General features: G+C 60.0%; 18 protein-coding genes. 10 read left to right on the forward strand and 8 right to left on the reverse strand.

Annotated elements, in window-relative coordinates; translation table 11 throughout:
• The first annotated feature begins 331 nt into the window (after positions 1-331).
• The 3 genes from G4G27_RS17205 to istB all read left to right on the forward strand — a co-directional run bounded on the left by G4G27_RS17205 (position 332) and on the right by istB (position 3,968).
• Entirely contained in the window at positions 332-1,246 is a 915-nt protein-coding gene (locus tag G4G27_RS17205) for a LysR family transcriptional regulator (protein ID WP_183109775.1), read from the forward strand.
• 476 nt (positions 1,247-1,722) lie between these two features.
• The gene (istA, locus tag G4G27_RS17210) at positions 1,723-3,237 is read left to right on the forward strand and encodes an IS21 family transposase (protein ID WP_183109255.1); all 1,515 of its coding nucleotides are present in this window, start codon (positions 1,723-1,725) and stop codon (positions 3,235-3,237) included.
• Entirely contained in the window at positions 3,237-3,968 is a 732-nt protein-coding gene (istB, locus tag G4G27_RS17215; RefSeq protein ID WP_275944100.1) for an IS21-like element helper ATPase IstB, read from the forward strand. Before istA ends, istB begins: the two co-directional genes overlap by 1 nt.
• A 261-nt stretch (positions 3,969-4,229) precedes the next feature.
• Here istB and G4G27_RS17220 read toward each other — a convergent pair whose 3' ends face one another.
• Positions 4,230-5,738, reverse strand: a complete 1,509-nt coding sequence (locus G4G27_RS17220; protein WP_244624389.1) for an AMP-binding protein — start codon at positions 5,736-5,738, stop codon at positions 4,230-4,232.
• 365 nt (positions 5,739-6,103) lie between these two features.
• Here G4G27_RS17220 and G4G27_RS17225 point away from each other — a divergent pair, with 365 nt between their 5' ends.
• From G4G27_RS17225 to G4G27_RS17240, 4 genes are all read left to right on the forward strand, one after another.
• Positions 6,104-6,925 (forward strand): SDR family NAD(P)-dependent oxidoreductase, encoded by an 822-nt coding sequence (locus tag G4G27_RS17225; RefSeq protein ID WP_183109776.1) that lies wholly within the window; start codon positions 6,104-6,106, stop codon positions 6,923-6,925.
• Between the two features lie 150 nt (positions 6,926-7,075).
• Positions 7,076-8,293, forward strand: coding sequence for a M20 family metallopeptidase (locus G4G27_RS17230; RefSeq protein ID WP_183109777.1), 1,218 nt, complete (start codon positions 7,076-7,078; stop codon positions 8,291-8,293).
• A 492-nt stretch (positions 8,294-8,785) separates the two neighbouring features.
• Positions 8,786-10,915: a TonB-dependent receptor gene (locus tag G4G27_RS17235; protein WP_183109778.1), complete on the forward strand. Its 2,130-nt coding sequence runs from the start codon at positions 8,786-8,788 to the stop codon at positions 10,913-10,915.
• A 157-nt stretch (positions 10,916-11,072) separates the two neighbouring features.
• A complete protein-coding gene (locus G4G27_RS17240; RefSeq protein ID WP_183109779.1) occupies positions 11,073-11,918 on the forward strand; it encodes an alpha/beta hydrolase in 846 nt (281 codons plus the stop codon).
• A 143-nt stretch (positions 11,919-12,061) separates the two neighbouring features.
• Here G4G27_RS17240 and G4G27_RS17245 read toward each other — a convergent pair whose 3' ends face one another.
• The 5 genes from G4G27_RS17245 to G4G27_RS24345 all read right to left on the reverse strand — a co-directional run bounded on the left by G4G27_RS17245 (position 12,062) and on the right by G4G27_RS24345 (position 15,848).
• Positions 12,062-13,048: an alpha/beta hydrolase gene (locus tag G4G27_RS17245; RefSeq protein WP_202049604.1), complete on the reverse strand. Its 987-nt coding sequence runs from the start codon at positions 13,046-13,048 to the stop codon at positions 12,062-12,064.
• A gap of 90 nt (positions 13,049-13,138) precedes the next feature.
• The gene (locus tag G4G27_RS17250) at positions 13,139-13,963 is read right to left on the reverse strand and encodes an SDR family oxidoreductase (protein WP_183109780.1); all 825 of its coding nucleotides are present in this window, start codon (positions 13,961-13,963) and stop codon (positions 13,139-13,141) included.
• A 52-nt stretch (positions 13,964-14,015) separates the two neighbouring features.
• Positions 14,016-14,912: an enoyl-CoA hydratase gene (locus tag G4G27_RS17255; protein ID WP_183109781.1), complete on the reverse strand. Its 897-nt coding sequence runs from the start codon at positions 14,910-14,912 to the stop codon at positions 14,016-14,018.
• A gap of 148 nt (positions 14,913-15,060) precedes the next feature.
• Positions 15,061-15,492, reverse strand: a complete 432-nt coding sequence (locus tag G4G27_RS24340) for an enoyl-CoA hydratase-related protein (RefSeq protein WP_267134672.1) — start codon at positions 15,490-15,492, stop codon at positions 15,061-15,063.
• A gap of 143 nt (positions 15,493-15,635) precedes the next feature.
• The gene (locus tag G4G27_RS24345; protein ID WP_267134673.1) at positions 15,636-15,848 is read right to left on the reverse strand and encodes an enoyl-CoA hydratase/isomerase family protein; all 213 of its coding nucleotides are present in this window, start codon (positions 15,846-15,848) and stop codon (positions 15,636-15,638) included.
• A gap of 185 nt (positions 15,849-16,033) precedes the next feature.
• On the opposite strand from G4G27_RS24345, the gene G4G27_RS17265 reads away from it, so the two are divergent.
• Positions 16,034-16,794, forward strand: a protein-coding gene (locus G4G27_RS17265; protein WP_183109782.1) for an IS5 family transposase whose coding sequence is annotated in 2 segments (ribosomal slippage) — positions 16,034-16,367 and positions 16,367-16,794 — 762 coding nt in all. Because the reading frame shifts where the segments join, the coding sequence is not laid out codon by codon here.
• On the opposite strand, the gene G4G27_RS17270 is transcribed toward G4G27_RS17265, so the two are convergent.
• Both G4G27_RS17270 and G4G27_RS17275 read right to left on the reverse strand, forming a co-directional pair.
• Positions 16,788-17,432: a putative immunity protein gene (locus G4G27_RS17270; protein ID WP_202049605.1), complete on the reverse strand. Its 645-nt coding sequence runs from the start codon at positions 17,430-17,432 to the stop codon at positions 16,788-16,790. The two genes, G4G27_RS17265 and G4G27_RS17270, sit on opposite strands and share 7 nt — an antisense overlap.
• A gap of 534 nt (positions 17,433-17,966) precedes the next feature.
• A complete protein-coding gene (locus G4G27_RS17275; RefSeq protein WP_183109783.1) occupies positions 17,967-18,794 on the reverse strand; it encodes an SDR family oxidoreductase in 828 nt (275 codons plus the stop codon).
• Positions 18,795-19,639: 845 nt separating this feature from the next.
• Here G4G27_RS17275 and G4G27_RS17280 point away from each other — a divergent pair.
• A complete protein-coding gene (locus G4G27_RS17280; protein ID WP_202049606.1) occupies positions 19,640-21,202 on the forward strand; it encodes an AMP-binding protein in 1,563 nt (520 codons plus the stop codon).
• Positions 21,192-22,346 (forward strand): acyl-CoA dehydrogenase family protein, encoded by a 1,155-nt coding sequence (locus G4G27_RS17285; protein ID WP_183109784.1) that lies wholly within the window; start codon positions 21,192-21,194, stop codon positions 22,344-22,346. The genes G4G27_RS17280 and G4G27_RS17285 overlap by 11 nt, the downstream gene beginning before the upstream one ends.
• Positions 22,347-22,352: the final 6 nt, after the last annotated feature.

Consider the following 22,352-nt stretch of genomic DNA (forward strand, 5'->3'; position numbering starts at 1 on the left):
TGTAAAGCCGGGACAAGCAATGCCTTCGCGGAATGACCGGAAAGCCGGTATTCTTCCGTGACCGGTAGCAGGCCATGCAGCGCGCACGCCACCATCGTGTATTGTGAGAAAACGCGCACGGCGCTGTGTATACTTCGCGTCTTTTTTCTCACAGCCCGTTGCGCTGCAAGGGTCCCGCAGCGCGTGAATTCGTCAACGGAGTTTGCGCGGCGACGCAAACGCCGCGATTTGCGACTCTTCCTATACATCGGCGATGAATTCACAGTTTCGCAACGGAAGGCGACGACTTACCCACTGGTCAGTGGCAGTCATGCATAGTAGGAATGGCTACATGACTGACCGACGCTTACTGTACGTTGTCTCCACCGCACGTTACGGCTCCTTTACCGCCGCTGCGGATCGGGTGGGAGTGACTCAGTCGGCGATCACCAAAAGTGTGGCGGATTTGGAGCGGGAGCTCGGCTATTCACTCTTCAATCGAACCGCCCGTGGAGTTTTCCTGACGGAAGAAGGGCGCGCGTTTGTGGAGCGCGCGACGCGCATCCTTGATGACATGGAGGATTTGTTTCGCGGAGCGCTTACCGGATCGGATCCCTATACTGGCATGCTCCGGATCGGCGTGTGCCCGGCGTCCCTCGAGTGGGTGCTGGAGGAACCATTATCCACATTGGTGGCGCGACACCCAGGCATACGGCTGAATATCGTTGGCGGCAGTTTCGACAGAGTTGTACAAATGTTACGCGCCGGCGCAATCGACGTCGCCCTAGGGTACGAAGTGGCATTTGGAGATCAACCAGACTTTCGGCGTGAACTGCTACCACCTCTTCGAACCACTCTTTTTGTCAGGCTAGAACACCCCATTCTCAAGTGCAGCGAGGTTACGACAGCAGATATTGCAAAGTATGACCTTATCTCGCCTTCAGGTACTTCACCCAATGATTTTTACTGGCGTAAGATATACGAAGATGCGGGTGTCGATGCACATGATAGAATACACCTTATCGATTATTTTCCCATCGTAGCAAGGCTAGTGCGCAATACCGATGCTGTCAGCGTGGTCTCGCTCCACTACACGCATACCCACATCTTCAAAAGCCGGTTTGCTTGCGTGCCTTTTTTTGATTCGCTTCCGGCGTCATCGCTTTGTTGTGCAACACGTCTCCGGTTGAGCCCGCGCCCAGCGGTTCGCGCGTTCATCAAGGCTTGCCGCGAGCGGCTACAGTTCGAGGAGGCTCAACATTCGTAAGATCGAATATTTTTATCGGCCTACGCCGACATATCGATAGCTTTTTTGCCACGGGCTCCCCAAATTTGAATAATAGTGCGGCGAAGGAGCGTCACCCGCCGCATTCAGGAACCGCGGCGCGCCGTTGTCACGCGGGTACTGCGACAGGCTAGACTAGCTCGCGAGCGACGGACACGGGTTACTACCACGCCGCGGTCAATGCAGAGGGACGCTGCGGGGCGCTTCCATCCCGATTCTCGAGCGCGGGGACCTTATCCTTGATAGCTCCTGCCAATTGCGAACAGCCGCGGCACGGGATGGGAAGTAGGAATACACCGAGGACCGCGGCGAAGTTGGATCAGGTGGCGAGAGCGACTTTAGCGTGTGTTTCGGCGTGAGATTGGGGACCACCTGACCCGGTAATCGGCACCTAAACGGGGACCACCTTCCGGGTCATCTATGTTCGCCTGCTGTGTTGGCTGGCGACGAGGTGGAGGATGACGACGGTGGAGACGATAGGACGGATCAGGCGCGCGCATTTCGTGCAGAAGTTGTCGGTGCGGGAGATCGCGCGTCGACTGCATGTGTCGCGCAAGACGGTGCGCAAGGCGATCGAGGCGGAGGAGCCCGTGTTCACGTACACGCGGGTTGCGGAGCCCAAGCCGAAGCTGGGTGGCCACGCGGCCGCGCTGGAGCAGATGTTGGCCGAGAACGAACGCAAGCCACGCCGCGAACGTCTGACGCTGATCAGGTTATATGAGGTGCTGCGCGGGCTTGGATTTGAGGGCGGCTACGATGCTGTTCGCCGCCATGCCCGTCGCTGGCAACGCGAGGAAGCGGGGCGGACGGCGACCGCGTTCGTGCCACTGAGCTTCGATCCTGGCGAAGCGTACCAGTTCGACTGGAGCCACGAAGTGATCGTGATGGCGGGCGTGACGACGACGGTGAAGGTCGCGCACGTCAGGCTTTCCCACAGCCGGATGTTCTTCGTGGCGGCCTATCCGCGCGAGACGCAGGAGATGGTGTTCGATGCGCATGCACGAGCGTTCGCCTTCTTTGGCGGTGTCTGCACGCGCGGCATCTACGATAATATGTCGACGGCGGTGGACGTGGTGTTCCTCGGCAAGGAACGCCGGTTCAACCGGCGGTTCCTGCAGATGTGCAGCCATTATCTGGTCGAGCCGACCGCCTGCACGCCGGCAGCTGGCTGGGAGAAGGGACAGGTCGAGAACCAGGTTGGCCTCGTGCGCGAGCGCTTCTTCACCCCGCGGCTGCGCTTTGCGAGCTACGAGGAGCTGAACACCTGGCTGCTCGATCGCTGCATCGAACATGCCAGCGCCCATCGTCATCCCGAGTTGCGCGAGCGGACCGTCGCCGATGTGTTCGACGACGAGAAGGCGGCGCTGATGCGGCTGCCGACGACGGCGTTCAATGGCTTCCATGCGGTGACCGCGACCGTCTCCAAAACACTGCTCGTGCGGTTCGATTACAACAAGTACTCGGTCGCGGCCCGCGCACTGGGCCGCCCGGCGGAGGTCCACGCCTATGCCGACCGGATCGTTATCCGGCAGGGTGATGATATCGTTGCAGAGCATGCGCGGCGCTACGGTCGCGATCAGACGATCTACGATCCGTGGCATTACGTACCGGTGCTGGCAAAGAAGCCGGGTGCGCTGAGGAACGGCGCGCCGTTCAAGCAACTCGCATTGCCGTCAGGACTGGAGCGTCTGCGCACCCGTTTGAAGGAGAGCAGCGATGGCGACCGCCAGATGGTCAAGATCCTCACCGCCATTACCGTCGATGGTCTTGACGCCGTGGAGAACGCCGCTGCCGAAGCACTCGCGAACGGGGTGGCCAGCGCCGATGTGGTGCTCAACATCCTGGCCCGGTCCCGATCGGCGCCGGTGGAGCCCACCATTGCAACACCCGACCATCTGCGGCTTGAGATCGAGCCGATCGCCGATGCAGGCCGCTACGATCGCCTGCTGACCCCGCTTCGTGAGGCGGCGTGATGATGGAGCGCCACCAGATCCTGGAGTTGATGGGCGACCTCAAGCTCGCCGGTATGCGCCAGGCCTATGACGAGGTGATCGCCGATGCGATCAAGCGCCAGTATCCCGTTCAGCATGTCGTCGGCGATCTGTTGCGGGCGGAGATCGCCGACAAGCATGCCCGCTCGATCAAGTATCAGATGACGATCGCCAAGCTGCCGCTTGCAAAGGAGGTCGCCGAGTTCGAGTTCGCCGGCACGCCGATCAACGAAGCGCTGGTTCGCGATCTCGCCACCGGGGCGTTCCTCGCCAACCAGCGCAATGTCGTGCTGGTGGGCGGTACGGGCTCGGGCAAGACGCATCTGAGTATCGCCATCGCGCGCAGTTGCATCCGCACCGGTGCCCGCGTTCGCTTCCACAATACCACCGATCTGGTGAACCGGCTCGAGATGGAGGTCCTTCAGGGCCGCACCGGCAAGCTTGCCGAGCATCTGTCGCGGCTGGACCTCCTGATCCTCGACGAACTTGGCTATCTGCCGTTCGCACGCGCTGGCGGGCAGCTGCTGTTCCACCTCATCAGCCGACTTTACGAACACACCTCGGTCATCGTCACCACCAACCTGGCGTTCGGCGAATGGCCGACCGTGTTCGGCGATGCGAAAATGACGACCGCGCTGCTCGATCGACTTACCCATCACTGCGACATCGTCGAGACAGGCAACGAGAGCTGGCGGTTCAAGAACCGAAGCTGAGCGCCGTCGCTGCCGCTGCCAAAGAGGATGTCGTTCTGGGGGATGTCGGCTCCGGGCTACGCCCTACGCCGACATCCCCCAGAACGACGGCACGTGAGTGGTCTCCTTTTACATGCCGATCCCGGTCCCCGTTGCCGCGCCGATTGACACTTTAGCGACCCGTAAGTTCCATGGAAGCAACTCGTCGGGGCGGCGCCGGTGCCGAAATGCGACCGCTGGCCCTGCGCCAATCACGCCGTGAGTTGAGTCTCAGCGTGCAGATTATGAGGGATCGGGCGTCCGTTCCTCGCGCAATTGCGATCGGCGCGCCTTGCCAGCGTCGTCGCGCAGGCTCTCGTCGGTAAACTCGAAGGTTCGCGGGATCTTATATCGCACCAACCTTTTTGACAGAAAGGTGCGCAAGGCATCCGCGTCGTTGCGCTGGCGAACGGCCTCCGCCATCTGCACTATGGCATGCACGCGCTGGCCCAGGTCAGCGTCGGGCAGGCCGATCACGATTGAGGACTCGATATCGGGATGCTGTTCGAGGGCGGCTTCGATCTCGGCTGGAAAGATATTGGCGCCGCCCGATACGATCATGTCCGTTCGCCGGTCCGCTATATAGAGGTATCCTTCGTCATCTACATGGCCGAGGTCGCCATAGGTCTCCCAATCATTCACCGCCTTAGCTTGCGCCCCAATATATTCGTAAGTCGAATTCCTGCCCATGTCTGGCAGGAAATAGATCTCGCCGACCTCACCCGGCGCGCATTCCTTGCCCTGCTCGTCCAGCACGCGCATTTGCGATCCCGGCTGTATCTTGCCAACGGAACCTTTGTGCGTGAGCCACTCGCTCCCGGTGATAACCGTCACGCCCGTAAGCTCGGTCCCGCCATACATTTCAAATATTCGATCCGGTCCAAGCCAGTCAATCCAAGCTTGCTTCAACCACTGAGGGCATACGGAAGCCATGTGCCACACCATCCGGAGGCTCGACAGATTAAAGGTATTCCGTTGATCGTCAGGCAACCGCCAAATCCGATGCATCATCGTCGGCACGAAATTCACCCAGTTGACCTGATAGCGCTCGATTAAATCAAGCGCGCGCAACGGGTCGAACCGCCCCATTTCGACAACATGGCCTCCAGAGAAGAGGCAGTGGCACGAGATCGCGAACGGGGCGTTGTGATACATCGGGCCCGGGTTCAGCATCGTGTCGCCAAGCATCTGACCCATGGGGGCTTGGCTCGGATCATACATTCCAGGTTTGTTGTCCACGATCAGCTTCGGCTGTCCGGTCGATCCGCCACTCGTCTGAATCTTCCAACGCGGAGAGACCTTCGTCGGAAGCGGGCTGATGGATAGGTCTTGGCGCGGGTTGGAACCGATCGACAAGAAATCCCAGCCCCCAACGCGCGCATTCTCCTCTCCGATGATCAGCTTCGGCTTGGCGAGTTCGACGATCGCCTGCAACTCCAGCGGGGGCAGTTTCGAAGACACATTGTTCGGGGTGGCGCCCAGCTTCCAAACTGCGAAGACTGTTTCATAGAATTCGAGACAGTTCGATATTGCGAGTGTCACGACATCACCCCCGGCAACGCCCACATCGGCAAGTTGGCGCGCCTTGCGGTTGGCGCGCGCGTCAAGCTCGGCGTAGTCGACCGTTACGCCATTGTATGTCACCGCCGGACGGCCCGGAGCTTTGTTGGCATGATAAGCGAGCAGATCGCCGATTGGCATCGGCGAGGAGCCCGCGCTCATCATATTCAAACTGTCGTTCTCCAATGCCACGCTCCTCTCCGGTTGTGCAAATATTCTCCGAGGCGGCTGACAGTCGCCTTTTGCTTTGTCATTGAGGACTATACAGAGGGAAGGGTCGTTGAGGCTGGATAAATCTGCGCCGGCCATGCCCGCCGCGCATGACCGAGTGTCAGCGTTTGATCGCGGAAGGCGCTGGCTTCTTCGGTCATTCCGCCAAGGCATTGTTTGGCCCGGCTTTGCATTTCGCGGAGAGGAAGCCGTGTCCTAACCGTCAAATAGACTATTTCACACTATACCGCTGGTGGCGCGGAACGTCAGCTGCACGGTGAAGCGACGCTATGCCACTGGGCGATTTCGGCGGCTTTGTAATTACACAAGAGCTTAGGAGAGGCTACATGACGGACGTGCAAGGTCGCACCGCATTCATCACGGGCGGTGGCAACGGCATCGGATTGGGCATCGCCCGAAGTCTAGCCCGTGCCGGCGCCAAGCTGGCCCTGGCCGACGTGGATGCCGCCGCCCTCGCCCGCGCCAAGGCAGAGCTGCAGGACATTACGTCGATCGAAACATTCCAGCTCGATGTCCGTGATCGCGATGCCTATGCGACGACGGCGGAAGTCGTGGAACGCACACTGGGGCCGGTCTCGCTTCTGTTCAACAACGCGGGAGTCGCTGGCGCTGCCCCTGCAGCGAAACTCACATACGATCTTTGGGACTGGTCAATCGGCATCAATCTCTACGGCGTCATCAACGGCGTACAGACATTTTTGTCTAGGATGGTCAAACATGGCAAGGGTGGCCATATCGTGAATACGGCCTCGGGCGCAGGCCTTGCGGGGACAATTTCCGGGGTTCTCTACTGTACGGCCAAGTTCGGCGTAGTGGGAATGTCGGAGGCCCTTAATGCCGAGCTATCGTCCGCTGGCATTGGCGTCAGCGTGCTGTGCCCTGGCCCCGTCGCGACCGACATCGTCCAACGGTCGGCGGAAGCTGCCCCCAAAGCCGAGTTCTTGATATCTGAAGAACAGGAACGGCAGGGTGCAGAGCGGAGGTTCCAAATGAGTCAGTGGCTTCAGCAAGGTACCAGCATCGACGACGTCGGCGAAATGGTTCTCAACGCGGTGCAAAAAAACAGCCTATACATCCATACAGATCGTATAATGGAAGAGTCGATCAAGGCCCGGACCAGGGCACTTCTCGATGCCATGCCGAGCTAGCGAAGCATGAGGGCCTGGTAGCCGGCCAACTCGATTATCACACCGGCCTCCCAGCAAAGCGACGTTGGCTTTTAATCTATCGAGTGTCGCAACGTCATGCGACGTCAAAGCCGATATCCCGCTGCCAATTTCTCAAGTCAGGACAGTTCCATGGCCGATACAGCGACCGCGTCTTCCGAGTTCGTCCGCGCCGCGATGGCGTTGCAGCCGGAGACCATCGCGCTCAGGCGCGCGATCCATCAAGAGCCTGAAATCGGGCTAAATACGTCGAAGACGCTGGCGAAGGTGAAGGCCGCATTGAAGGGTTTTCCATTGACCCTGAGGGAGGCGCGGTCCTGCGCCGGCATGATCGCTGTCCTGGAGGGCGCGAAACCAGGAAGAACCGTGCTGCTGCGCGGCGATATGGATGCATTACCGATGCCGGAAGAGGCGCCGGTCGACTTCCGCTCCAAAGTACAAGGTGCGATGCATGCGTGCGGGCACGATGCACATACCGCAATGCTGGTGAGCGCGGCTAAACTGCTGTGCGCTCGGCGCGATCAGATCGCAGGGCGTGTGTTGTTCATGTTCCAGCCGGGTGAGGAAGGCTATCATGGTGCGCGCTTCATGCTGGATGAGGGTCTGCTGGACGATCCCAAGCCCGATGCGGCGTTCGCGATCCACATTACGCCCAATATGCCCATGGGTTCGTTTAGCACGCGGGCTGGGCCGCTGCTGGCGTCTGCCCACGAATTCGAGATAGTGGTCCGGGGCAAGGGCGGGCACGCCTCGATGCCGCATCAGGCGATCGATCCGACGCCGGTAGCGTGTGAGATCGCATTGGCGCTGCACGCCTTCACCACGCGGCGCGTCAATGTGTTCGATCCCGCCGTAGTCACTGTGTCGTCGATCATTGGAGGAACGACCGGCAACGTGATCCCGGAAACCGTGCGGATGCTCGGAACGCTACGCACCTTTTCGGAAGCGACCAGTGAGATCGTGCATGACGGTGTTCGACGCGTCGCGGAGAACGTGGCGCGTGCCCATGATTGCGTCGGCGAGGTGGAGATTAGGCCGGGCTTTCCTGTAACCGTCAACGATCCGCGCGCGGCCGCGCTGATTGAAGCGACGGTGCGTGCTGAATTTGGCCAGGCGGCCTATTTCCCGATGCCGAGCCCCGCTATGGGTTCGGAAGATTTCTCCTACGTGCTTCAGCGCACTCCAGGGGCAATGTATTTCTTGGGCGTGTGTCCGGAGGGGCAGGATTTCATGGTGGCTTGCCCGTGCCATTCCACCAAAATGGAATTGAATGAAGCGGCCATGGCCCACGGGGTTGCTTTGCATTGCGCCGTAGCTGAGCGGTTCCTTAAAGAGGGCTTCGCCAGCTGAATCCACCCAACGCGAAAGCCTTGAGGATAGACCCTTCGACGGATTCCCGGTCGAGATAATCTTAACCTGCGTGCGCCGATCGAAAGAGGCGGCGCCTTCGCTCGCCACTCCCATACCCAGACGGGCTTGCGGCTCCCATAGGCGGGACGGGCTTAGCCGCGCTCCGCAAGAAAATGATCGTGCCGCGGCCGTCCTTGGCACCAATTGGCAACTCAAGGTGCGTACGCACTAGGCCAGATCTTATATCGATTGGCGAGTGTTCTCGCCATGCCGCGCACGCGTTACCTATACTCCGCATGAGGACGCGTAGGCCGTCTCAGATCGTCAAACGAGGGCAACCATTCTACCATGCCTCCGCATCATGGCAGTGATCAAGAATGAATTGGTCGTTCGCAAGAAAGTTGCCACTTTTCGGACAACGAGCACGGTGGCCTCGCTCGGGTCGGTTATTGACCCAAACATGCTGCCTCATAATCACAAAGATGGGGGGATATGATGAAGTACGCTAGGGTTACCAGCGTCGGTTTGTTGGCCGCGGCACTTTCTATGTCCGGACATGCCGCGGCTCAAAATACGACCACGGCCAAAGAGGCAGATGAGACCCAGGAAATCGTCGTCACCGCGCTGAAACAAGGCCCGCAATCCCTGACCGACACCCCGGCCGCCGTGTCAGTTATCACTGGGGCAACCATGGAAGACGCCGGCGCGCGCAGCCTTGTCGACGTTGTCCAGTCGACGCCCGGTGTTTCGATTTCGAACACCACCGTAGCTGGCAGTACCTCAATCGCGATCCGCGGCGTCAACTCCACCTTTGGCTCTGCTACCGTTGGTTTCTACCTTGATGATCTGCCATTCTCGCTCATCAATGTAAACTTTCTGCCTGATCCCTCACCCTACGACCTTGATCGTGTCGAGATTCTACGCGGACCTCAAGGTTCGCTGTACGGCGCGGGCGCTTCGGGCGGGGTTGTTCTCGTGCGGACAATGGATCCTTCGCTGGACAGTTTCGAGGCGAAAACGGAAGGTCGCATTTCCGGCACGACAGGCGCAGGTGAGAATTATATGGTCAGCGGCGCCGTCAACATACCCATCGCAAGTGACCGCGCGGCATTGCGCATCGCCGGCAGCTATAACGACGATTCCGGTTGGATCGACGCCCCCAGTCGGAGACTATCGGATTATAATTTCGAACGGCGGCTTAACTTGCGGGGCAAGTTTCGCTTCGTTCCGTTCGATCGGATGACCGTTCAACTCCAAGCGGCGATCAGCCGTATTGACGCCGGCGGCTCCAACAGCGCCGACGACGACGACAACTGGTACGGCGTGCCCGATGCCCGCACGAGCACGAACTACGATCAGTACGGCGGCGTCGTAAATTATGATTTCGGCAACGCAATTCTGACCAGCACCACAAGCTTTCTCAATTGGTCAACGACCTTTGACGGAGGTTTCGTCGTGCCGATCCCTTCGACGCTCGATGCCGACATCTTCTCGCAGGAACTGCGCCTGTCCTCCTCCGGCAAGCGCGATTTCTCGTGGGTGATCGGTGCTTTCTACAAGGACGCTCGCGCCAGCGCTTTCAACGACCTGTCAGCGGCCGGCTCTCCTATAAACCTGGACGAGACAACTCGTTCAAAGCAGGGCACGGTTTACGGCCAGGGCACACTATCGACATTCGATCACACGCTGGATCTCACCGTTGGAGCAAGCTACTTCCATGATCGAACGAGCAATCAAAGCGTCTCGGTTCCAGTGAGCAACCGCGCCAGTACCGACCGATTCAGTCCCAAGGCGAGCATCGGCTATCACCCCGTGCCGAATGCCACGCTCTACGCGAGCTATACTCGTGGCTTCCGCCCCGCGACCGTCGATTATGCATTCTCCACCTTCTTTGCGCGTCTGGTGGCGCCCAGCATTACGGGCCTTGTCGGCACGGAGGATCTGACCGCGTACGAACTCGGTGCCAAGGCCGACATTCTTGACGGGAAAATTCATCTCGAAGTCGCGCTCTTCCGCAACGACATTAAGGATATTCAGCAATCGGCTGCTGTGATCGTTCCCGGTGCGAGCGTCTCCGCGAACACCGTTCTGAATGCAGGCGACGCACGGACCTCGGGATTTGAATGGGTGATCGCGACAAGACCTACGCGCGCGCTCTCAGTCAATTTTTCCGGCTCCTACACCAAGACCGAGATAAGGAACGATTTTTTTGCGCCGGGCGCCGATCCGGCGACCGCGACGCCGCTCTTCTCCAAGGGATCGCCACTCAACCTGGTGCCAAAGTGGCAGGTCGCCTTCACAGTAGCGCATAAGCATAACCTAGGCTCTCTTGAGGGCAAAGTGAGCGCGGGCCTACAACTCGCATCAAAGCGCTCGCTCACTGTGCTGTCGGCACCATCGATATATGGCGACGACAATCTGCGCCTAGATGCTCGCTACGAGATTGGCCGCGGCACTTGGAAGGTCTTCGTCTTCGGCGAAAACTTGACCAATGATCATGGCGCTATCGCACCGTCCGCGTATACTCCCTTCTTCAACTTACTGGGATTTCCTCAAAAGGGGATAACCGCTTCGCGCTTCCGGCCGCGTACAATCGGCATCGGCGCCCGTCTAAATTTCTGATTTGCGCTGGTGAGGCCGGGGTTTCGACTCCTTGGCCTTCGGCGCTGGATTGGGTGACTGGTATCCTGGACTTGTCGTGAGCGCACATCGCGCGATTCACGGCGTGGACTGGGCATCTCCTGATTATCGCTTTCGATATTCGGCAAGGAGCGTGACGATGCGAGTATTTGTAAACGGAATACGTCTCTACTTCGACGTGGAGGGCGCGGAGCTTGTGCCGGACGGGCCAATCATGCGAGAGCGCCCGACCGTTGTGCTGATCCACGGCGGCCCCGGCGCAGATCACACGACATTCAAGCCCTTCATGTCGGATTTCGCCCAGCATGGGCAGTTAATCTATTTCGATCATCGCGGCATGGGGCGCAGCGACGAGGGCACGCCGGACGAGTGGATGCTTTCGCAATGGGCCGACGATCTGGCCGGATTGCTCGACGTGCTCGAGATCCACATGCCATATTTGGTAGGCGCTTCGTTCGGCGGTTTCGTAGCGCAAGCCTTTGCCACGCGTTACCCCGAGCGCTTGTCCAAGCTGGCGCTGGTATCTACTGCCCCACGGAGCGATCCGAAGCTCTCCGCGCAGGTGTTTGCCCGGCTTGGCGGCCCAAAGGCAGGCGAAATCGCCGAACGCTTCCTTTCTGGCGATGTCGATGCTGCAGCCGAATATATGCATCGATGTGCGCCGCACTATAATGTTGGCGACATGGATATGAACATGGTGTCGCGTGCGATCCAGCGTCCTGGAACGCTAAATCATTTCTTTGGCCCTGGCGGTGAGTGGCACTCAATCGATTTTCGGCAAGGCCTGGCGCGTATCCAGTGCCCGACGCTGGTGTTGCACGGGGAGCTTGATCCCATCTTCCCGCTTCCATTGGCGCAGGAAATGTTCGCTGCGATCCCCGACAAGTTCTCGCGGCTGGAAGTCGTTGAGGATGCCGGCCACGGCTGGGTCGACAAGCCCGAGGAGTGGCGCTCGGCACTTAAGACATTTTTATTCGAATGTTAACGCGGGTCGGATGGGATGCGCGCGTACGGCATAGAGCCAGCGGTCAGGCCGCTTGTGCCCCGTGCAAGCTTAAGTTGAGCGCGTTCCATTAGTGCGACGGTGCTTGGCCACGACAAACGGAAGCCCGGTGAGCCGCCAGCCCATCACCTGGAGGCATTCGCGCTCAGCGCACGTCGAAGTGCATCGTAACTGTCGCTGTATGCGCGCTGGGTAGATCTGGCGTCCGCCACGAAGTGAAAGCCGTGATAGGCGCCTGGATATACGTGCAGTTCGGTTGGAACGCCGGCGCGGATTAGCCGCTGCGCATAGTTGATATCCTCGTCAACGAACAGATCGAGTGCGCCGGTATTGATGAATGTCGGGGGGAGTCCGCGCAGGTTCGTCACGCGCGCAGCCGCCGCATAGGGGGAGACATCAGGCCCACCGGGTTCGGACCCAAGCAGGCATCTCCACCCGAAGCTGTTGCTCTGAGGGGTCCAGACAAACTCGCCAGCATAAGGATGAGGTTCCTCGGCTACGCAGGTGCGATCGTCGATCATCGGGTAGATGAGGTGCTGGAAAGCGAGTTCGTACTCGCCCCGGTCGCGCGTGAGCAGCGCCAAGGCCGCCGCCAAACCACCGCCAGCGCTTTCCCCCATGAGCCCGATCCGCGATCGGTCGACGCCGAGCGCCACTGCCTCGCCAACGAGCCAGGCGAGTGCCGCGTAGCAGTCTTCCACCGCGCCGGGGAAGCGCGTCTCCGGGGCCAGGCGATAGTCGACGGAGACGATGGCGCAGTCGAGTTCCATTGCCAGCTTGCGATAAGCGGGAATGAGAACATGGGCGTTCCCCGTGACGTAGCCGCCCCCGTGCATGTGCAATATCGCGCCGCGAATGACACCAGCCTTTCGCGGGACGTACAGCACGATCCCTGTCTCCGGATCTCCGATCCTGCCCGGGACCGTCCGACGCACGGCCTCGACTTCCTCGATAGCCTGAGGACATTCTTGAAGCTGAAGCGTCGCGCCGAAATTCTCCCGCAGCAGGGGAAGGATGTCCTCATTCAGGGTCAGTGGCGGCATCTGATCGATGAAACCGAGAAGGTCCTGCTCCACAAGGTGACGGGAGTCGATCTGCGCGTTATTTGCCATTCAATGTCACTCCTTGAGCATAACGGCCCGATCGGAATATGTATCAGGTGCTGACAAGTCGGGGGCTGCCGCCTGCCGATGCACTTCAACTCACGCAACCGGCATCGCATCGAGTAGAGCCTTGCCGCGCTCCTCGATCCTACTGATCGACGAACGGTCGGTATGAACGTAAAAGAGATTGTCGCGGATTGCGGTAAGGGTCATCTCGCCCACCGCGTCTGGCGGAACGCCTTTCGCGAGGTAGTTTTTCATCTCATCGTTCTTGGCGAACACCTCGCTCCGCTGTTCCGCAGACATCGGCTTTGTCACCTTTGGCTGAACGGCGCGTGTCCGGTTGATGATGTCCGTTGCCACTGGGCCGGGACACAATAGGGTCACGCCGATTCCGTGATGTTCAAGTTCGGCGCCGAGCGCCTCGCTCATCCCGACTACGGCGAACTTGGCGGTGCAATAAAGTGCGTTCCCGGCACTTGTGTATAGCCCTGCGCCGGAAGCCGTATTGACAATGTGACCGCCGGCGCCGCGCTCGATCATCCGGGGAAGGAAGGTCTGGACCCCGTTAATCACACCGTCCAGATTGATTCCCATACTCCAGCCCCACACCTCGTAGGTGAGTCTGTCGGCAGGGGCGCCGCCCGCCACCCCGGCATTGTTCACCAGGAGCGATACCGGCCCGAGCTTCGCCTCCACTTCGGCTGCTACGCTCGCGTAGGCGGAGCGGTTGCGGACGTCCAGAACGGCTGTGAAGACTTGGGTCATGTTACCCAGCTCGGCCTTCGTCCTTTCGAGAGCGTCTGCGTCTAGGTCAACAAGGGCAATGTTCGCCCCGGCTCCCGCCAATGACTTCGCGATGCTGCGGCCGATTCCATTGGCGCCTCCAGTGATGAAGGCCGTACGGTTGACAATATCAGTCATGTGTTTTCCAACCGAGGAGCTTTTCGACGCTGGTGTGCGCTTGCAGGCGGCCCTAGCCCGCAGTCGCCAGCTTACGCGTGGCGACCAGCTTGTCGACATTTGCGCGGACGAGCGGCGGCAGACTGTCGAGGTCGATCGGGAAACCGTTGACGATCAGCGCCTGCATGTGGCCGATCTGGTGAAGGTGGAAGGCGTGGTCCATGGACGCCTTTCGTCCCATTTGATCCTGCGCGAAGTTCACCGACTGTTTGACCAGCTTCATGGTGAAAGGATTATTGGCGGCGATGGTTTTGGCCAGTTCGAGCGTTCGCTCGGTCAAATGCTCCCGCGAAACCACATGGTTGACCATGCCTCGCCGCTCCGCTTCATGCGCGGTCATCCAACCGCCAGTCATCAGCCATTCTTTCGCTTGGCGGACGCTCATCTCATAAGGATGCTGGAAGAATTCCACGCCGGGGATACCCATCTCGGCCGCCGTGGCGTCGCGGAACCGTGCATCGTCCGAGCAGACAATGAGGTCACACATCCATGTGAGCATCATTCCGCCCGAAATCACGGACCCCTGAACTTCGGCGATCGTCGGCTTTGGCGCGTTGCGCCAACGCTCGGTGATCTCCAGATAGATTTCCTTCTCGCGGGCGTACGAACCGCTCCAACCTTTCCCTTCATAACCTCCGCCCCACAGGCCGGCCACCTTGTCCGATAGAGGGTTCTGCGGGCCCTCGCCGCTGAGGTCGTGCCCGGCATTGAAGTGATCGCCCGCGGCGGCAAAGATGATCACATTGATCTCGTCGTCGTGGCAGGCGCGCTTGAACGCGTCGTCGAGCTCATAGGTCATGGTTATGCCCTGCGCATTGCGTCGGTTGGGCCGGTTCATAACAATCCGTGCGACCTTGGAAGCGGGCTCCTCATAGGTTAGCTGCTCGTATTCGCGACCCTCAGAGGCCATGCCTGTATCTCCTGTTTCACACTCGGGCGGCGGTTATCGAAGACGCTTGTTTCGAGTGAGTCCAAATCTTTCCCTCGCTTTGCCGCAGCGTCCAATTCCAACTCGGTGCAAGGTATGAACCGATGGAATGCGCCCAGCCTTCGGCCTGTCAAGCGCGGCGAGCCTTTCCGAACTCGGCGGCCATTCGGCCGAAGGAGCCAGCTTGCATACACGCTATCTGGGCGTGCTCCTCCAACCGGATGACCGCCGCTAGATCTCCAACCATTGCTGCTTGCGCGAGTATCTCCCTGGTCTTTCGCAGCCGCAAAGGCGATGTAGCGAGCAGGTCCTCGACCAAGGTGCGCGCGGCGCACTCGAGTTGATCGTCATCGACTACTTCCGGCACGAGGCCGATGGCGACTGCCCGGTCAGCCTGAACGAAGCGGCCTGTCATCATCAGCTCGGCCGCAACGGATGTGCCGAGCATTCGCGGGAGGAAGTAGCTCGTGCCCAGCTCGCAGCCTGAAAGGCCGAGACTTACGAAGGTCACGTTCATCTTGGCGCTGGATCCGGCGATGCGGAGATCTGCGGCGAGCGCCAAATTGAAGCCTCCTCCGCATACGGCGCCGTGGATCGCCGCCACTATGGCCTAGGGACATGAGCGCATCTTGAGGATGATGTCGCTCCGCGACGGTCCCGGGCCTGCGTCGGTCGATCCTGCCGGAATGATCGCGCCGGGTTCGTTCAGCCAGGTAAGATTAAGCCCCGCACAAATCCTTTCCCCGCGCCGCGCATGACAACGACGCGGCGGGAGTAGTCGGCCTGGAGTCCGTTGAAATAAGGCCACAACTCGCGCACCATCGTCGCGTCAATAGCATTGAGGCGCTCCGGCCGGTTAAGGGTCAACCAATCAACCTCCCCTTCCCGGGTAATGCTGATCGCGGTGCAATCGTTCATCGTCCACCTTCTGTCATTTCGGCGAGCATGGGATACGTCGAGACTGTCGAAGGCCGATGAATAGCTTGCCCCTAAAGCGGATCATCCGTCGTCGAGAATCCACCATTACCTAGGCTCAGGACCTATTAAATTGGTTGCGTGAGGGGTGATTGGTTGATTCAATGGCGGCGCAAGGAGGCGCGGTCATGACTGATTTGATTTGGCTATCGGAGGCGCAGATGCGGCGGATAGAGCCGCCTTTCCCGCTGTCGCACGGCGTGCCGCGTGTCGATGATCGGCGGATCATCAGTGGGATTATCTTCGTGATCAGGAAGGGTCTGCGGTGGCGCGATGCACCCGCCGACTATGGTCCGCCCAAGACGATCTACAACCGCTTCGTCCGCTGGAGCCGGTTGGGTGTGTTCAACAAGATCTTCGCAGGCCTCGCAGCAAAGGGCGGCAGGCCGGATCGGTTGATGATCGATGCGACCCACCTGAAGGCGCACCGCACGGCGGCCAGCCTCCTCAAAAGGGGGATGTTCCCCGACGTATCGGACGCACCAAAGGCGGCCTGAACTCGAAGCTCCATGCTGTGTGCGATGGCCAGGGTCGGCCGCTGATCATGCTGCTGAGCGAGGGGCAGATGAGCGACTATAAGGGTGCCGCTCTCATGCTCGATACCTTGCCCAAAGCCAAGGTCCTGCTCGGCGACAGAGGCTATGACGCCGACTGGTTCCGGGCTGCCCTGGCCGAGCGCAAGATCACCGCCTGCATCCCGTCAAAGGTAAACCGAAAGGTCCCGATCCTCCACGACACCGCGCTCTACCGCCAGCGCCATAAAATCGAGATCATGTTCGGCAGGCTCAAGGACTGGCGCCGCATCCACACCCGCTACGATCGCTGCGCCCATACCTTCATGTCCGTCATCTGCATCGCCGCAACCGTCATCTTCTGGCTCAATCAATGAGCCTGGTTTTCGGCGATGCGGGTCTGGAGTTGACGGATGATCATTCCGATCTGGCCCGATGCGAGGAGGCCTGGTCCGAGAGGGCCCGATCGATTCTCCCCGACCGGTGGAAAGGAACGCAGTGCAGAGCGCACGTCTGACGTCATGTGTTGCAATTGCCACCTGATTTCGTTCTCGGCGGCTTCCGCTTGATCTGATGCGGCGAGACTGGCGGCTTTTACGGCATATCCTGCTGCTCCCAGCGCATGTGCACCCATATGGCAGATCGCTGAGGCTTGGCCGGCGGCTTTGGCTGCTGCTGCAGCCGCGGGCGAAATCCCATGGGTTGCATTGCCTCCGCCAAAGCGTCGACGTATTTCCTCAGCAGTGTTCGCCTGTCCTCGAGCAAAAGCTCGCGTCCGGGCAATGGCGGCACGAGGGCGATCATCGTGGGGGTTTTCAGCCTCAAACAACCACAGGACTCGGTCTGCACAATCGGCAGCCCATCCAGCAACCGAACGCCTGTCGGATTCGCTTAACGTCTGCACAGACTTCGCCAATTCTACAATTCCATCGCGCTTCGATTGAAAGTTTTGTGAGCTTGGCATGTTGCAGGATCTCGCCGCCAAATCCAAACGAGCCGATTCTGGCTCGATCAATGAGTCCTGAGCCTAAAACATGCATATCGGCAGTCGATGCCGCCAATGCGAACGTCATCCTAATCATGACCCAGAAAAATGGGGCGGCGCAGCCTCCATGCAGAAAACAGCAAATGACGCAGTGGGGGCGCCCCCCGGCCTATTGCGATTTGCGTGCCATAAATTCCGCAGGTCGCGGAGCGACGGCAACAGCCATTCTTTCGAGGAACATCGCGAGTATGGAGCAGTTCTGTTGGACGGTGCAAGCAGCCACCAAATCGCACCCCCTGTGCGGGCCGTCGAACGGAGCTCAAGCAGGCCTCAGGGTGGTCGCCACGATGTTCCCGCTGAAGACATTCAGAAAATCAATCCTCGTCGGCATAAGGGAACGGAAGACATCCAGCGGTGCACGATCTTAGAAGGACGCCGATGGTTTTCGAAATCCCCGCAGCGAGAGGGCAGCGCAAGTCCTGACAACGGCCCTCGCCTTAGGGCATTTCTATTCTGCCGGAAAAATCTGTTCGAAGATTAAGCTGCGGACTCAGCCGCGGACGGTCACAGACTCAGGCCACCGCTCACCGATATGACTTGGCCGCTGATGTAGTCGCTTTCCGGCGCGCAGAAGAGATAGATGGCGTTCGCGGCCTCCTCCGGCTTGCCGGCGCGTCCGAGCGGGATCATATGGGCAAGAGAATGCAGCGTGGTACCTGGCACCCCAGCTTGGATTTCCTTGCCTTCGATGACGATGCGGGATTCAGCATCTTCCATCGCCCTGGTTAGCCGCGTCTCGATAAAACCGAAGCTCACGCAATTGACGCACGTTTTGTAGCGGCCCCATTCCTTCGAGAGCGTCTTTGTCATGCCTATCATCGCGGCCTTTGCCGACGAATAGTTCACTTGGCCAGCATTGCCGTGGGTGCCGGCCATAGACGAGACGTTGACGACCTTGCGGATCACTTCGCGACCTTCAGCAGCCTCCTGCTTGGCGAAGGTACGGATCGCATCGGCCGCCGCTCGCAAGATGCGGAATGGCGCTACGGTGTGAACGTCCAGCATCTTCTGGAATTGCACATCGGTCTGCTTTTGGATGACCCCATCGAGCGTATAGCCGGCATTGTTGACGATGATGTCCAAGCCATTGAATTCGTTGAGCGCAGCCTGCACGAAGCGCTCCCCGAAATCGGCATCCGTTACGTTGCCGACGCACGTCGCGGCCTTGCCGCCAGCCTCGCGAATGTCTCGAACCACCTCAGCGGCGGGGCCTTCGTCAAGGTCGTTGATGACAACACTTGCGCCCTCCGAGGCAAGCTTCAGGGCAAGCGCGCGACCGATCCCGCGACCAGAACCGGAAATCAGAGCAACTTTTCCCGCAAGTTTGGACATGTAGCCTCCACTGAATGAAAGATGAATGTTTAATACTCAGATCAAATGACGGCAGATGCGTGCTCGCTTGGGACCGACGGCGTGAATGTGGATATCCGGAGTTCGGCAATCCAGCCTTCTTGACATCGGCGCCCCCCTTAAGTCAGGCACTCGCCCGCTTGTGTTCAATAACCTCCCTACTAGAACATCGTTTTATCTGTAGTATGGGCGCGGCTTCTCTTCTCTATCGTCCAATGCGTCCTCGCTTTCTCCTGAGAAGGGCAGTCGAAGAATGAGCCGCAGGAATGTGCCAGCTTCTCTCATGTGACAGCGCAAGGTACGCTGTTCCTTTGCGAAAGAGGCCAGGGGCGCCGGTCGCCCATGCAGGCATTATAACGTGGCAGCGCAGCTCACCACAAAGTCTCTGCGCCTTCCGGTTGTACTTAACGCTCCCAAGGCCGCTCGAGCCGATGTGCTGATGGTGAGTTTCGCGAGGCCACGTTGCCGTATCGCGATGCATGCCGCCGCTGATTAATTCGCATCCGAAAAATGAGGTCGACCGCCGGACCGGAGATCGTCGCCCAATGTTTGGTCCAAAGCCTCGACCACCTAGTTCGACACCTTTCAACGTTGCCGGCGCGCCTCAGGAGCGCACCCCGGTATCGCAAAGGTAACTTCTCGATTTTCCAATACGCCGCTGATCATTCTGGGCAGGAATACCTAAGCACCATAAGTAATTCGACATCTGAACCGCCTTTATAGACCTTATCTACTACCAGAAACCGAGAAGAGTGAGTGGTTCGACAGCCTGCGCGCTCGGCGCTTCAAAAATCCGGCTACGCAATTAGGGCTACGGGGAGAAGGAGGTGGCTAACGAGCGGCCAAGCTATGTCAGTGCGATCCGCGCCGCGGTTGAAACCATACCCGATGCGCCCGCCTCGATCTTCGAAGGGCGCTCGCGCAGTTGGGCGGACGTGCTTGGTCGCGCCGCGCGGATCGCCGGTGGGCTTGGGGCGCTGGGCATTAAGGCGGGTGACCGTGTCAGTGTGCTTTCACACAATAGCGACGATTACTTGACGCTCTATCTCGCGGTGCCGTGGGCAGGGGCAGTGCTGGTGCCCCTTAACTGCCGTTGGAGTGAAGCCGAGAACCGCATGGCAATCGCGGATTGCGAGCCCAGTCTGATTTTCGTCAGCGACGACATGGCGGTTGCGAATGAGGGGTTGTTCAGCCCGGACGAGCATCCATGGTTAGTCTCTCTCGGGCAGGAGCGGCCGGGCTGGCGAACGCTGGACGAATTGCTTGCCAGTGAGCCCGTCGACGACGCCGGCCGTGGCGGAGACGATTTGCTGGCAATCTTTTACACGGGCGGGACGACTGGGCGCTCCAAAGGCGCGATGCTGAGTCATGCCGGCTTTATCGCGAATTGTCGGGCCATGCGCGAGTCGGACGTATTTCCCGAGGGGTGTCGCGCGCTGATCGTACCGCCGCTGTTCCACCTCGCTGCCGTTGCCATGATGACCATGGCGATGCTCGCGGGTGGTGTAGCGGTGATCGCCAAGAGTTTCGACCCGATTGGCGCGCTCGACCTGATCGCCGCTGAGGGCGTGACCGATGCGCTGCTGGTTCCGACGATGATCCAGATGATTCTCGACGCGCCGGGTTTCGACTCCGCCAAGCTCAGCCGTGTGAACACGATCCTGTATGGCGCTTCTCCAATGCAGGAAGCCACGCTCGATCGCATTATTGAAGCAGCACCGCAGGTCGATTTCGTTCAGCTCTACGGGATGACCGAAGTTTCCTGCACCGCGGCATTGCTGCCCCCCGAGTATCATAGGGGTGCGCATCGCGAGGCGGGGCACCACCGGGGCGCAGGCAAGCCGATCCGGAACACCGAGATCATCGTTGCGGACGAAGCGGGCAATAAACTGCCGATCGGCGACGTCGGCGAAGTTCTGGTACGGGGCCCTGGTGTGATGCTCGGTTATTGGAACCAGCCGGAGCTAACCGCAGAGACGCTTCGGGACGGCTGGATGCACACCGGAGACGGCGGCCGGCTCGATGAGCACGGCATTCTCTATGTCGTTGATCGGCTGAAGGACATGATCGTCTCAGGCGGCGAAAACATCTATTCAGCCGAAGTCGAAAGCGTGCTGGCTCTCCACCCGGGAGTCGTGCAAGCTGCGGTGATCGGCGTTCCGGACGATCGCTGGGGCGAGCGAGTCCACGCCGTCATCCTGCCACGCCCCGGCAGCGACGTCAGCGAAGCGGCTCTGTTCGCGCATTGCCGCGAGCGTATCGCTGGTTACAAATGCCCGCGATCGATCGAGTTCCGGAGCGAATCCTTGCCGCTTTCGCCCGCCGGCAAAGTGCTTAAGACCGAGTTGCGCAAGTCATATTGGAAAGGGCGTGCGCGCAATGTCGCCTGAGCGCTCTCCATGGATCGACGATGAACTCGCCATGCTCGACGAGCAGGCGACTCGCTTCATCGAGGCGGAGCTCGTGCCCCAACGCGAACGCTGGGACCGCGACGGCCAAGTCGACCGCGCCGCCTGGAGCAAGGCAGCCGAGGCTGGCATCCTCTGCGCCAGCATTCCCGCGGAATATGGCGGCGGAGGGGGCACGCTCGCGCACGAAGCAGTGATCCACCAAGCGCTGTCGCGCGCGGGATTAGGAGGCAGCTTCGGCACCGGCAATACGATCCATTCGGCGATCGTCGCGCATTATATCCTCGCTTACGGCACGGAGGAGCAGAAGCAACGCTGGCTGCCCGGGATGGCGAGCGGCGAGCGCATCGGCGCGATCGCGATGACCGAGCCGGGTGTGGGATCGGACCTGCAGAACGTCAGCACCCGCGCCACTGCGGCGCGGGGCGGCTGGCTGCTGAGCGGCGCAAAAACCTTTATTTCCAACGGCCAGACCGCGGACTTGATCGTCGTCGCCGCGCGCACCGGTGCCAAAGCCGGGGGAAAGGATGTCTCGCTCTTAGTGTTCGAGGCCGAACATGCCGAAGGATTCCGCCGCGGCCGTAATCTCGAGAAGATCGGAATGCACGGACAGGACACGTCGGAATTGTTCTTCGACGATGTGTTCGTGGCCGCCGACAATCTGCTCGGCGGCGAAGGCGGCGGGTTCGCGCAGCTGATGCATCAGCTCGCATGGGAGCGGACGATCATCGCGCTGGACGCGGTGGTCAACATGGAGCGGGCAGTCGCGCTGACCACCAATTATGTCCGCGAGCGCAAGGCGTTCGGCAAGGCGCTGTTCGAGTTACAGAACACCCAGTTCGTCCTCGCCGATTGCGCGACTCAGGCGAGCGTCGGGCGCGCCTTCGTCGACAGCCTGATGGTGAAATTGCTCGCCGGCCAGCTCGACGCCGTAACCGCCGCCAAGGCCAAATTGTGGTGCACCGAGGCGCAGTGCAAGGTGATCGACGCCTGCCAGCAACTGTTCGGCGGCTATGGCTATATGGCCGAATACCCCATCGCGCGGATGTTCGCCGATGCCCGCGTCAGCCGCGTCTATGGCGGCGCCAGCGAGATCATGAAGCTGATCATCGCCCGCGCGCTGTGACGCGCG

The sequence above is a fragment of the Sphingomonas sp. So64.6b genome, assembly GCF_014171475.1.
Classification (GTDB): Bacteria; Pseudomonadota; Alphaproteobacteria; order Sphingomonadales; family Sphingomonadaceae; genus Sphingomonas; species Sphingomonas alpina_A.

Coding starts and splice junctions, on each gene's coding strand:
- G4G27_RS17205 (WP_183109775.1), top strand. CDS start 332: ATGACTGACCGACGCTTACTGTACGTTGTCTCCACCGCACGTTACGGC.
- istA (WP_183109255.1), top strand. CDS start 1,723: ATGACGACGGTGGAGACGATAGGACGGATCAGGCGCGCGCATTTCGTG.
- istB (WP_275944100.1), top strand. CDS start 3,237: ATGATGGAGCGCCACCAGATCCTGGAGTTGATGGGCGACCTCAAGCTC.
- G4G27_RS17225 (WP_183109776.1), top strand. CDS start 6,104: ATGACGGACGTGCAAGGTCGCACCGCATTCATCACGGGCGGTGGCAAC.
- G4G27_RS17230 (WP_183109777.1), top strand. CDS start 7,076: ATGGCCGATACAGCGACCGCGTCTTCCGAGTTCGTCCGCGCCGCGATG.
- G4G27_RS17235 (WP_183109778.1), top strand. CDS start 8,786: ATGATGAAGTACGCTAGGGTTACCAGCGTCGGTTTGTTGGCCGCGGCA.
- G4G27_RS17240 (WP_183109779.1), top strand. CDS start 11,073: ATGCGAGTATTTGTAAACGGAATACGTCTCTACTTCGACGTGGAGGGC.
- G4G27_RS17245 (WP_202049604.1), bottom strand. CDS start 13,048: ATGGCAAATAACGCGCAGATCGACTCCCGTCACCTTGTGGAGCAGGAC.
- G4G27_RS17250 (WP_183109780.1), bottom strand. CDS start 13,963: ATGACTGATATTGTCAACCGTACGGCCTTCATCACTGGAGGCGCCAAT.
- G4G27_RS17255 (WP_183109781.1), bottom strand. CDS start 14,912: ATGGCCTCTGAGGGTCGCGAATACGAGCAGCTAACCTATGAGGAGCCC.
- G4G27_RS24345 (WP_267134673.1), bottom strand. CDS start 15,848: ATGAACGATTGCACCGCGATCAGCATTACCCGGGAAGGGGAGGTTGAT.
- G4G27_RS17275 (WP_183109783.1), bottom strand. CDS start 18,794: ATGTCCAAACTTGCGGGAAAAGTTGCTCTGATTTCCGGTTCTGGTCGC.
- G4G27_RS17285 (WP_183109784.1), top strand. CDS start 21,192: ATGTCGCCTGAGCGCTCTCCATGGATCGACGATGAACTCGCCATGCTC.